The sequence below is a fragment of the Actinophytocola sp. genome (genome assembly GCF_035712165.1).
Taxonomy (GTDB): domain Bacteria; phylum Actinomycetota; class Actinomycetes; order Mycobacteriales; family Pseudonocardiaceae; genus DASYTH01.
Genome location: NZ_DASTBH010000269.1, coordinates 1 through 11,902 on the forward strand (window position 1 = coordinate 1; position 11,902 = coordinate 11,902).

Annotated in this window: 11 protein-coding genes; 5 read left to right on the forward strand and 6 right to left on the reverse strand. The window is 71.5% G+C overall.

Annotated elements, in window-relative coordinates; all coding sequences use genetic code 11:
• The 3 genes from purL to purS form a co-directional block, all read right to left on the reverse strand.
• Positions 1-1,867 (reverse strand): phosphoribosylformylglycinamidine synthase subunit PurL (purL, locus tag VFO68_RS15090; RefSeq protein ID WP_325158915.1); only part of this gene is annotated, 1,867 nt, incomplete at its 3' end.
• Between the two features lie 114 nt (positions 1,868-1,981).
• On the reverse strand, positions 1,982-2,662 hold the full coding sequence (gene purQ, locus VFO68_RS15095) for a phosphoribosylformylglycinamidine synthase subunit PurQ (RefSeq protein WP_325158905.1): 681 nt from the start codon (positions 2,660-2,662) through the stop codon (positions 1,982-1,984).
• Entirely contained in the window at positions 2,659-2,898 is a 240-nt protein-coding gene (gene purS, locus VFO68_RS15100; protein WP_325158906.1) for a phosphoribosylformylglycinamidine synthase subunit PurS, read from the reverse strand. Before purS ends, purQ begins: the two co-directional genes overlap by 4 nt.
• Before the next feature lie 82 nt (positions 2,899-2,980).
• Between purS and VFO68_RS15105 the strand changes: the two genes are divergently transcribed.
• Genes VFO68_RS15105 through VFO68_RS15115 form a run of 3 tightly spaced genes read left to right on the forward strand, consistent with a single transcriptional unit; the run spans position 2,981 to position 7,156 of the window.
• Entirely contained in the window at positions 2,981-3,982 is a 1,002-nt protein-coding gene (locus tag VFO68_RS15105; protein WP_325158907.1) for an NAD-dependent epimerase/dehydratase family protein, read from the forward strand.
• Between the two features lie 35 nt (positions 3,983-4,017).
• Positions 4,018-5,595 (forward strand): GMC family oxidoreductase, encoded by a 1,578-nt coding sequence (locus VFO68_RS15110; protein ID WP_325158908.1) that lies wholly within the window; start codon positions 4,018-4,020, stop codon positions 5,593-5,595.
• A 52-nt stretch (positions 5,596-5,647) separates the two neighbouring features.
• On the forward strand, positions 5,648-7,156 hold the full coding sequence (locus VFO68_RS15115) for an alpha/beta hydrolase domain-containing protein (protein ID WP_325158909.1): 1,509 nt from the start codon (positions 5,648-5,650) through the stop codon (positions 7,154-7,156).
• 59 nt (positions 7,157-7,215) lie between these two features.
• Here VFO68_RS15115 and VFO68_RS15120 read toward each other — a convergent pair whose 3' ends face one another.
• Positions 7,216-7,932, reverse strand: coding sequence for a cutinase family protein (locus VFO68_RS15120; RefSeq protein ID WP_325158910.1), 717 nt, complete (start codon positions 7,930-7,932; stop codon positions 7,216-7,218).
• Between the two features lie 86 nt (positions 7,933-8,018).
• Entirely contained in the window at positions 8,019-8,495 is a 477-nt protein-coding gene (locus VFO68_RS15125; RefSeq protein ID WP_325158911.1) for a GyrI-like domain-containing protein, read from the reverse strand.
• Between the two features lie 108 nt (positions 8,496-8,603).
• Between VFO68_RS15125 and VFO68_RS15130 the strand changes: the two genes are divergently transcribed.
• On the forward strand, positions 8,604-9,353 hold the full coding sequence (locus tag VFO68_RS15130) for a hypothetical protein (RefSeq protein ID WP_325158912.1): 750 nt from the start codon (positions 8,604-8,606) through the stop codon (positions 9,351-9,353).
• Here VFO68_RS15130 and VFO68_RS15135 read toward each other — a convergent pair.
• Entirely contained in the window at positions 9,350-10,861 is a 1,512-nt protein-coding gene (locus tag VFO68_RS15135; protein WP_325158913.1) for an aldehyde dehydrogenase family protein, read from the reverse strand. The genes VFO68_RS15130 and VFO68_RS15135 overlap by 4 nt on opposite strands.
• A gap of 49 nt (positions 10,862-10,910) precedes the next feature.
• Between VFO68_RS15135 and VFO68_RS15140 the strand changes: the two genes are divergently transcribed.
• Positions 10,911-11,561: an MBL fold metallo-hydrolase gene (locus VFO68_RS15140; protein ID WP_325158914.1), complete on the forward strand. Its 651-nt coding sequence runs from the start codon at positions 10,911-10,913 to the stop codon at positions 11,559-11,561.
• The last annotated feature ends 341 nt before the right edge of the window (positions 11,562-11,902 follow it).

Here is an 11,902-nt window from a genome sequence, read left to right on the forward strand (position 1 = left end):
CGTGCGCCAGGTCGACCTGGGGCGGCAGCCCGCCGAGGTGGCCGTGCACCACGTTCGCCCACTCCGAGCCGCCGAACTCCTCGCGGGTCTCGCCGAGCAGCACCAGCACGTGGCCGTTGGCGGTCAGGTCCCAGCCGCTGGGGATCCGCCGGGCGACGTCGTCGATCACCCCGAGCACGCCGACCACCGGCGTCGGCAGGATCGCGGTGTCGCCGGTCTGGTTGTAGAAGCTGACGTTGCCGCCGGTCACCGGGATGCCCAGGGTGGCGCAGCCGTCGGCGAGCCCGCGCACCGCCTGCTCGAACTGCCACATCACGCCGGGGTCCTCGGGGGAGCCGAAGTTCAGGCAGTTGGTGACGGCCACCGGGCGGGCCCCGCTTGCGGCCACGTTGCGGTACGCCTCGGCCAGCGCGAGTTGGGTGCCGGCGTACGGGTCGAGCCGGACGTAGCGGCCGTTGCAGTCGCAGGACAGCGCCACGCCCCGGCCGGTCTCCTCGTCGATCCGGATCATCCCGGCGTCCGACGGCTGCGCCAGCACCGTGCCGCCGCGCACGTAGCGGTCGTACTGCTGGGTGACCCAGCGGCGGGACGACAGGTTCGGCGATGCGGCCATGCGCAGCACGGTGAACCGCAGCTCGTCCGATGTGGACGGACGAGCCAGCTCGCCCACGTCGGCCTGCAAGGCATCCTGGTCGGCCGGCCGCCGCACCGGTCGCTCGTACACCGGGCCCTCGTGCGCCACCGTCCGCGGCGGAACGTCCACAACGGTCTCACCGTTCCAGGTGATCACCAGCCGGTCTCCGTCGGTGACCTCGCCGATCTCGGTGGCCAGCACGTCCCACTTCGCGCAGACGGCCAGGAAGGCGTCCACATCGGACGGCCGGACGACCGCGCACATCCGCTCCTGGGACTCGCTGGAGAGCACCTCGGCCGGGGTCATCCCGGTCGCCCGCAGCGGCACCCGGTCCAGCGCGATGCGCATCCCGCCGTCCCCGGCGCTGGCCAGCTCGCTGGTGGCGCAGGACAGCCCGGCGCCGCCGAGGTCCTGGATGCCGGTCACCAGGCCCTTGGCGAACAGCTCGAGGCAGCACTCGATCAGCACCTTCTCGGTGAACGGGTCGCCGACCTGCACGCTGGGCAGCTTCTTGCGGCCCGACCCGGACTCCTCGCCGCTGAACGTCTCCGAGGCCAGCACCGACACCCCGCCGATACCGTCCAGGCCGGTCCGGGCGCCGAACAGGATCACCTTGTTGCCGGTGCCGGTGGCCTTCGCCAGGTGCAGGTCCTCGACCCGCATCGCCCCCACGCACAGCGCGTTGACCAGCGGGTTGCCCTGGTAGGACGGGTCGAACACCACCTCGCCGCCGATGTTGGGCAGGCCGAGGCAGTTGCCGTAGCCGGCGATCCCGGCGACCACGCCGGGCAGCACCCGGCGGGTGTCCGGCGCGGCGGCGGCGCCGAACCGCAGCGGGTCCATCACCGCCAGCGGGCGGGCGCCCATCGCCAGGATGTCCCGCACGATCCCGCCGATCCCGGTGGCCGCGCCCTGGTACGGCTCCACATAGGACGGATGGTTGTGCGACTCCACCTTGAAGGTGACCGCCCAGCCGTCGCCGATGTCGACCACGCCGGCGTTCTCGCCGATGCCGGCCAGCATCGCCGAGCGCATCTGCTCGGTGGTGGTCTCGCCGAAGTAGCGCAGGTGCACCTTGGAGGACTTGTAGGAGCAGTGCTCGCTCCACATCACCGAGTACATGGCCAGTTCGGCGTCGGTGGGCCGGCGGCCGAGGATCTCCCGGATGCGGGCATATTCGTCGTCGGCCAACCCCAGTTCACGGTAGGGCTGGGCGGCGTCCGGGGTGGACATCGCGTGCTCGACGGTGTCGACGGATACAGCGGTCACGGGCACACCGAAAGCCTAACCGGGCCGGTTGACCGGGACGCCGGATGGTCTCCCGGCTCGCCCACCGGGTATCGAGAGCTATCCGCCCACCCCGGCCAGGTTGTCGAGCACCGAGGTGAACAGGCCGATGCCGTCGCCGGACGGCCCGGTCAGCGGGTCGATGGCGTGCTCGGGATGCGGCATCAGCCCGACCACCCGACGGTTGGCCGAGCAGATCCCGGCGATGTCGTTCATCGACCCGTTGGGGTTGCCGCCCGCGTAGCGGAACACCACCCGGCCGTCCCGCTCCAGTTCGTCCACAGTGGACTTCTCGGCGACGAACCGGCCCTCGATGCTCTTGACCGGCACCACGAACTCGCCGCCGGCCCAGTACCGCGTGGTCCACGCGGTCTGCACGTTCTCCACCCGGATCCGCTGGTCGTGGCAGACGAAGTGCAGGCCGGCGTTGCGGGCCAGGGCGCCGGGCAGCAGACCGGCCTCGCACAGCACCTGGAAGCCGTTGCAGATGCCCAGCACGGGCAGCCCACCCTGGGCCGCCTCGATCACCAGGCCCATCACCGGGGCGAACCGGGCGATGGCGCCGGCCCGCAGGTAGTCGCCGTAGGAGAAGCCGCCGGGCACGATCACCGCGTCCACGCCGTGCAGGTCGGCGTCGGCGTGCCAGAGCGCGACCGGCTCGCCCCCCGCGTGCCGCACCGCCCGGGCCGCGTCACCGTCGTCGAGCGTACCCGGGAAGGTGATCACCCCGACCTTGCTCATGCGTCCGCCCTGCGCACCACGAAGTCCTCGATCACCGGGTTGGACAGGAACCCCTCGGCGATCTTGGCGAGCGTGTCATCGTCCACCGAGTCGTCGACCTCGAGCACGAAGTGCTTGCCTTGGCGCACGTCGGAGACGCCCTCGAAGCCGAGCCGGGGCAGCGCGCGCGCCACCGCCTGCCCCTGCGGGTCGAGGATCTCGGGCTTGGGCATGACATCGACGAAGACTCGGGCCACGGACCGAAGCGTACCTGAGCAGCGTGTTCGCCCTGCGCTGAGCGGGTGGCGGGACGCGTCGGGCGCAGCCAGGGTGGGGACCATGCGACTTCTGGTTCTGGGTGGAACGGTGTTCGTCGGGCACGAGGTGGCCGCCGAGGCGCTGCGGCGCGGGCATGAGGTGGTGTGCGCGGCCCGGGGCACGTCCGGCACGGTGCCGGACGGCGCCCGGCTGGTGCGGGTGGACCGGGACGCCGACGACGGCCTGGCCCCGCTGGCCGGCGAGACGTTCGACGCCGTGGTGGACGTCGCGCCGATCTCCTTCCCGTGGGTGGAGCGGGCGCTGCGCGACCTCGCCGGCCGGGTCCGGCACTGGACCTTCGTGTCCACCGTCAACGTCTACGCCGACAACGAGACCGTGGGCCAGAAGGCGGACGCGGCGCTGCTCGAACCGCTGCGCCGGCACGCCACCCGGGAGGAGATGAAGACCCAGGACGGCGTCGGCCTCTACGGCGGGATCAAGGTCGCGGCGGAGAACGCGGTGCGGGACACCATGGGCGAGCACGCGTTCGTCGTCCGGCCCGGCCTGGTCACCGGTCCGGGTGACACCTCCGACCGGTTCGGTTACTGGCCCGCGCGGTTCGCCCGGGGCGGCCGGGTGCTCGTGCCGGACGTCGCGGACCAGCCGGTCCAGTACATCGACGTGCGGGACCTGGCGGAGTGGATCGTGACGGCCGCCGAGCAGGACCAGGGCGGCACCTTCGACGCGATCGGGCCGGCCGTTCCGCTGCCGAAGCTGCTGGCCGGGATCGCCGAGGCGGTCGGCAACCCGGTGGAGATGGTGGGCGTCACCGGCGATCAGCTCACCGCCGCGGAGGTCGGGTCGTGGTCCGGCCCGCGGTCGCTCCCGCTGTGGCTGCCGCCGTCCTACTACGGCATGGCCTCGCACGACCCGGCGCCGTCGCTGGCGGCCGGGATGCCGGTCCGGCCGCTGGCCGACGCGGTTTCCGGCGCCCTGGAACACGAATGGGCGCTGGGACTGGACCGGGAGCGCAAAGCCGGGCTCACGCCCCAAGAGGAGGCTGACATTCTCGCTGGCCTGTGATGCGATTGGGGCCTCATCGCAGCAAGGAGGCCTCGATGGCGGACGCGTACGACTACGTCGTGGTTGGCGCCGGCAGCGCGGGATGCGTGCTGGCGAACCGGTTGACCGAGGATCCCGGCGTGTCGGTGCTGCTGCTGGAGGCAGGCGGCGAGGACGACGCCGACGAGATCCACATCCCGGCCGCCTTCCCCGCGCTGTTCAAGACGAAGTGGGACTGGAACTACGAGACGGTCAACCAGAAGCACCTGGGTGACCGGCCGGCGTACTGGCCCCGGATGAAGGCGCTGGGCGGCTGCTCGTCGATGAACGCGATGATCTACATCCGGGGCAACCGGGCCGACTACGACACCTGGGCCGGTCTGGGCGCCACCGGATGGGGCTACGACGACGTGCTGCCGTACTTCGTCAAGGCCGAGCACAACGCCCGGCTGTCCGGCCCGCTGCACGGCACCGACGGGCCGCTGCACGTCGAGGACCGGCGCTACACCCATCCGCTGTCGCAGGCCTGGGTGGACGCGGCGGTGGCCTGGGGTCTCAAGCAGACCGACGACTTCAACGGCGCCGAGCAGGAAGGCGCCGGCCAGTACCAGGTCACCTGCCACAAGGGACACCGGTGGTCGACCGCGGACGCCTACCTGCGCCCGGCCCTGGACCGGCCGAACCTCACCGTGGTCACGCACGCGCTGGCCACCCGGGTGGTGCTGGACGGCGCCCGCGCCACCGGCGTGTCCTACCTGCGGCACGGCGCCGAGCACACGGTGAGCGCCCAGGCCGAGGTGATCCTGTCCGGCGGCGCGGTCAACTCCCCGCAACTGTTGATGCTGTCCGGCATCGGCCCGGCCGAGCACCTGCGCGACATGGGCGTCGAGGTGGCCGCGAACCTGCCGGGCGTCGGCGAGAACCTGCACGACCACCCGGTGGCCGGGGCGTTGTGGACCACGCACGGCACGTCGGACCTCGCCGAGCTGGCCGGCCTGCGCAACCTGCTGCGCTGGCAGTTCACCGGCAAGGGGCCGCTGGCCTCCAACATCGGCGAGGCCGGCGGGTTCTTCAAGACCCGCGACGACCTGCCGGCGCCGGACATGCAGATCCACGTGGCGCCGTCGCTGTTCTACGACAACGGGATGCACGACTTCACCGAGCCTGGCTTCACCGCGGGCGCCACGGTCGTCAACGTCTTCTCCCGCGGCCGGTTGCGCCTGCGCTCCGCCGACCCGCGCTGGCGTCCCGAGATCGACCCGGCCTACTACGACGACCCGCGCGACCTCGACGCCATGGTGGCCGGGCTGCGCGCCCTGATCGAGATCAGCCGCGAGCACCCGCTCAAGCGCTACCTGGACCGCCCGTTCAAGCCGGAGAAGATCGACGGGCTGACCGACGAGGAGCTCCGCGACCACATCCGCGAGGTCACGCAGACGCTGTACCACCCGGTCGGCACCTGCAAGATGGGCGCCGACGACCACGCCGTCGTCGACCCGACCCTGCGGGTGCACGGCATCGAGGCGCTGCGCGTGGTGGACGCCTCGGTCATGCCCACCGTCCCGCGCGGCAACACCAACGCCCCCACGATCATGATCGGCGAAAAGGCCGCGGACCTCATTCGCAAGGGCTGAACCGGCGACTCAGCCGATGTGGTCGGGAGCTTGCGTGCGCTAGGCACGGGGCATGACCAGACAACGACGCCTGCCAACCCTGCTCGTCGCGATCGCCGCGGCGGCCGGCCTGTTCATCGCGCTGCCCGCCGCCGCGCCGGCCGAACCGGACGCGGCCCAACCGGAGGTCACCGCATCGCCGGGCGCCGGGCCCGCCCGGATCACCGGCCCGATCCCGCAACGGGCCCGGCCGGGCGACCCGTCGCACGACTACATCTTCTACAGCACACCGCTGGACCTGCGCCGGGTCGGTCACGTGGAGCAGGAGTTCTTCATCTCCGGCACGGCGACCCGCTACCCGTCCAACCCCACCGCGGACGAGCAACGCCAGACCGCGCAACCGATCGGCAGCACGCCGTACACCACCCGGATCGTGGTGCGCCGGCCCGCGCATCCCGGTCGCTCGGCCGGAACCGCCGTGGTGGACTGGCAGAACGTCACCGCCGGACACGACATCGACACCGAGTGGGGCACCAGCGGCGACTACTTCGTCCGGCACGGCTGGACCTGGGTCGGCGCGTCGGTGCAGCGGGTCGGCGTGAACGGCGCGACCACCGGCGCCACCGCCAACCTCGGCCTGAGGCAGTGGAACCCCACCCGGTACGGCGCGCTGGACCTGACCAACGGCGGCACGCTGCTCGACGACACCCAGTCCTTCGACGTCTACACCCAGATCGCCGACCTGCTCAAGGGCCGCGACCGCCGCAACCCGCTGGCCGACCTGCGGATCTCGAAGGTCTACGCGGGCGGCGCCTCCCAGTCCGGCCGGTTCCTCGGCGTGTACTACAACACCGTGCAGCCGATCCGGCACGTGTACGACGGCTTCCTGCTCGCCATCGGGGACTCGGCGCTGCCGCCGCGCACCGAGGTCGGCACCAAGGTGTTCCGGGTGTTCACCGAGAACGACGTGTACCGGGGCGCGGCCGTGCCGAGCCGGGTCGCCCCGGACAGCGACACGTTGCGCACCTGGCACATCGCCGGGGCCTCGCACGTGCCCGCCTACGCCACCGGCACCGACCAGAACGACTTCCGGGCCACCCTGGGCGGGATTCGGGACCGCGAGTACGGGCCGGCGGCGCCGCGCGAGTGCGTCAACCCCGGGCCGAGCGAGGTCACGTCCTGGCCGGTGTTCCACGCCGCCTACGAGGCGCTGGACAACTGGGTGCGCCGGGGCGTCCCGCCGCGCCGGGCCAAGCCGCTGGCGATCGTCGACCCGACCCCGCCCGCGAACCTGTTGCGGGACGCCAACGGGCTGGCCGAGGGCGGCATCCGGCTGCCCGACGTCGAGGTTCCGGGGGCGCTGAACGACGGGATCAACGCCCCGGCGAACCTGGACAACCCGCTGAACCAGTTCTGCGTGCTCTACGGCACCCACCGCGACTTCACCGCCGAGCAGTTGCGCACCTTGTACTACAGCGGCGACGACTACCGCGACCAGGTGCGGGATGTGGTGGAACGGCTGGAGACGCTGCGGTTCCTGCTGCCCGAGGACAGCCACGTGTTCCTGCGCCAGCGCCTCTGAGCAGACAGACACATCGGCCCCCGGAGGAGGCCGGGGGCCGATGCTTGGCGGCTGTGTGGTCAGCCGCCGATCCGGTTGAGCACGAAGTCCCGCGCCGCGTTCTGGTAGCGGTTGAGGTAGGTCAGGTGCACGTTGGTGCTGCGTCCGCTGTCGCAGAAGGTGTCGTTGGAGTCGCAGTAGGCCTGGATCCGGCCGGCGAACCCGCTGAGCACCTGAAGCTGGGCGGCCGTGCGGGGGAACAGCCCGTTGCGCCGGGAGGTGCCGAGGTCGAACGGTTGGTTCAGCACGTGCCGCGGGTCGCCGAACGTGGCGACGGCGGTGACGTGGCTGCTGACCGAAGCGGCGACCGGCGGGGTGGTGGACCCGAGGGAGCCGCCGCCACCGCCGCCGAGCACGTCGAGTACGACGTGCGCGCCCTGCGAGTAGCCGGCCAGCACGATCTTCTGGTTGGGGCAGCGGTTGACCTGGCTGGTCAACTGCGTCCTGAGCGCGCTCACGCCCTGGGCGGAGCTGTTGGCGTAGTTGGTCAGCGTGGCCGGGTAGCTCACCGATGCCCGGCTCACGGTCTGCCGGCTGGCGTTGACGATCGCGGTGACCAGTGCGCCGGTGATGCCCTCGCCCGGCGCCTCGGTGGAGGCCCGCGCGGTGATGACGTGGACATCCGCGCACGCGGTGCCCGGAGGCGGGGGCACCGCACCGGCTGGTGCGGCCACGACCGCGGTGAGGGCCAGCCCGCCGAGCGTGCCGGCGGCGAGCAGCAGGGACAGCCGGCGCATGGGAATCCTCCGGGTCTCGTTGGGGAGCAATTCATGCTTAATGCACCCCGGATCACCGGCGCATCGGCGAAATTACTGGCGAGTAGCTACGCCAGCCGGATTTGAATATCGGTGTCCCATTCGTTCATGTCCGACACCTCGGCCGGGTTGGTGTTGTACACCTCCATCCGGCAACCCCAGCGCCGGCCCTCCCGGTCCCATGCCAGCCCCCGCTCATCCGCCCACGCCAGCAGCGCCCCGGTGACGTCGGCGAGGCCGTCCACATGCCCGTGATGGGAGACGGTGGCGAACCGGCCGCCCGGTAGCGTCCCGGCGATGATGTCGCCCTCCCCGGGCACGGCCTCCGCGACCGGAATCCCGGCCTCCAGCTCCAGTTCGCCCTCCATGTCGATGACCTTGTAGCGCAGGAAGGGCGACCCCGCCGGGGCTACTCCCTTGCCGGCCAGCCAGCCGAACATCTCCGGAAACCGGTCGGCGATCTTTCCGATGGTCTGCATGGTCACGGTGCCCGGAATCGCCACGTAGGGCCGGTCCGGCAGTTCCACGATGGTTGGTTCGGTCATAGGACCATGTATGGCCCACCCCGGGGGCCGCGTCAAGCCATCCGAGCGCCGGCGGCCAACGAATGCGGGGCGCGACAGTCCCGTCGCACCCAGTCAAAGGGAGCTCGCATGAGACGCATCGTCAAGTTCGTGGCACCACTGGTCGTCCTACTCGCCGCCGCGACCACCGCGGCTGCCGTGGCCGACCCGGTCACTCCCATCGACCCCTACCCGCGCGTCGACGACCCCGGCACGGGCGTCTGCGCCAAGGAGACCCGCGCGGTCGACCGGCTGCTGGTCCAGGACGCAGCCAAGCGCAGGCCCTACGAGCGGGCCAAGGACGCCTTCGACAGGGGCGTCGGATCCCCGGAGGACGTGGCCGGGACACGGCGGCCACTGCTGGAGTACCTGCGTGACCTGAGCAGGGCGAAGTACGCCCTGGCCGCCTGCCGCACCAAGGAGGGCGCGGGCGCCGCCAAGGACAAGAAGTGCGCTGCGCTCTACCTGGAGTACAACCGGCTCGTCGACGAGTTGGCCATCAACACCGAGTTGGACAACGACGCCAAGGAGTCGCTCGCGCGCGCCAGGCGGGCCGGCAACCTCGGCGTCGGGGCGCAGCAGGCGCTGGACGCCGCGGAGGCCGCGGCCGCGTTGACCGACTTCGACCGCAAGGCGACCGAGCAGGACCTCGCCGCCGCGCTCAAGGCGATCAAGGACGACGCCGACTGCAAGGACGGCTCGTACCAGCGTCCGCAGGTCGCGCCGCCGCCCAGGGAGGTCGTGCCCACCTCGGCTCCCGCTGACCCGCCGGTCGAGCTGAGCCCCGTACCGGTCGAGGGCTCGGCGCAGTTCTCCGTGACGCTGACGCCCGTCCCCTAGCGGCGTTTGCCGTGCAGCATGGTGATCAGCTTCGCGACCTGCGCGTCGGTCTTGGCCGACCGGTTGAACGAGGTGAGGTTCATCGGCGGCTTGAACCGCTGCCGGGCGATGGCCTTCGGGCGGGCGAACTCCTTGAGCCCCTCCGGGCCGTGGATCCGGCCGAACCCGGACTCGCCGATCCCGCCGAACGGCAGGCTCGGAATACCCGCGAAGCTGATCACCGCGTTGACCGAGGTCATCCCGGAACGCAGCCGCCTGGCCAGCTCCATGCCCCGCCGCTTGGCGAACACCGTGGCGCCCAGGCCGTACCGGGTGTCGTTGGCCTTGGCCACCGCCTCGTCCATGTCATGCACCTTGGCGATGGTCAGCGTCGGGCCGAATGTCTCCTCGCGCACCGCCTCGGAGTCCTCCGGCACGTCGACCAGCACGGTCGGCTGCACGTACCGGTCGCCCACCGCGTCGGAGCCGCCGACCAGCGCCCGGCCGCCGCGGGCCAGGGCGTCGGCGATGTGCCGGCGGATGATCCCCAGCTGGGCCGGCATGGTGATCGGACCGATCTTGGCCTCCGGGTCCGACCCGGAGCGGACCGTGCCGGCGATGTCCACGACCTTGGTCACGAAGTCGTCGTAGACCTTTTCGTGCACGTAGACTCGCTCGACGCCGACGCAGGTCTGCCCGGCGTTGGACATGCCGCCCCAGACCGCCGCGTCGGCCGCCGCCGCCAGGTCGGCGTCCTCGTCGACCAGCAGCGCGTCCTTGCCGCCGGCCTCGATCAGCACCGGGGTGAGGTTCTCCGCGCAGGCCGCCATGATCTTGCGGCCGGTGCCGGGCGAGCCGGTGAAGGCCAGCTTGTCCACGCCGGAGCGGCACAGCGCCGCGCCGGTCTCGCCGTAGCCGGTGACGAGTTGGAGGACCGGGTGCTCGCTGACGATGTCGGCGAACGTGTCCACCAGCCACTTGCCGACCCCGGGGGTGTACTCGCTGGGCTTGAAGACCACGGCGTTGCCGGCCGCGAGCGCGTAGATGATCGAACCCATCGGGGTGAACACCGGGTAGTTCCACGGCCCGATCACGCCGACCACGCCCAGCGGCTGGTACTCGACGGTGGCGGACTGGTTGGCCATCAGCAGGCCCGACGAGCGCTTGCGCTGGCGGAGCACCTTGCGGGCGTTCTTGGCGGCCCACTCCAGGTGGTCGATGGCCAGCACGATCTCCAGCGCCGCGTCCGCGTGCGGCTTGCCGGTCTCGGCGTGCACCACCTCGGCGAGTTGGCCGACCCGCCGGGTGATCATGCCCTTCCAGCGGCGCAGCCGCTCGGCCCGCTCGGCGAACCCGAGCCCGGCCCACCATGCGGCGGCCTCCCGCGCCCGGGCCACCGCCTCGGCGACGTCCTCCGCGGTGTGGATCGGGTAGGTTCCGACGACCTCGTCGGTGGCCGGGTCGAGCGAGTCGAACGTGCCCCGGGCGTCCTGCTCGGCGCCGGCCGGCTTGGTCTGCACGCTGGTCATGCCGGCCACGCTACTCCTGAGTAGCGTGGGTGCGCGATAGCCTGAAGCCGTGACCAACGCATTACGGATCGTCCACTATGGACACGCGTGCGTGTTCGTCGACACGGGCTCGGCCCGGCTGCTGTTCGACCCCGGCACGTACTCCACCGGCTTCGAAGACCTGCGCGACCTCGACGCGATCCTGATCACCCACCAGCACTTCGACCACATCGACGTGGCCCGCCTCCCCGCCCTGGTGTCGGCCAACCCGGGAGCCACCCTCGTTGCCGACCCGGCCACCGCCGCCGACGATCTCGCCGACCTGAACCCCACCCCCGCCCACCCCGGCGACACCCTTTCCCTGGGTGGCGCGACCGTCCAAGCCGTAGGCGGCGACCACGCCGTCATCCACCCCGAGTTCCCGGTCCCGCCCAACGTCGGCTACGTCGTCGACAATGGTGCCCTCTACCACCCCGGCGACTCCCTGCACGTCCCCGAGACCGAGATCGACATCCTCGCCCTCCCCAGCGCCGCCCCCTGGCTCTCCACCCACGACGGCATCGAGTTCCAACGCGCCATCAACCCCCGCGCCTCGTTCCTGATCCACGAAGCGTCGCTCTCCGCAATCGGCGTCGAGAGCGTCAAAGGCTGGTACACCCGCCTGGCCCCCGCCCACACCAACGTCCACCACCTCCCCCACGCCACCCCCACCACCCTCTAACCCCGCCCACCCACCCGGCGAGTCCCCACTTCCAGCCCGGCGAGTCGCCCGTTCCAGCCCGGCGAGTCCCTCCTTCAGAACCCCCGAGTTCCCCGCCAACCATCCACAGCCCACCCAGCCATCCACAACCTGTCCAAAGTTGATCACCAACACCCCCACCCCCGATAGACTGGAGCGGGGCCGGCCCCCGGGAAGGGTGGCAGGGCCCCGGCAAAGTCCTGTGTGCTGGTCAGGGGTTGATTCCTAGCAGGTGTAGGGGTCGGGTGGTGTCGCGGGCCATGTGGCGTAGGCCGGCGGCGATGTTGTGGTGTCCGGCCAGGCGCAGTGCGCTGATGGCGAGG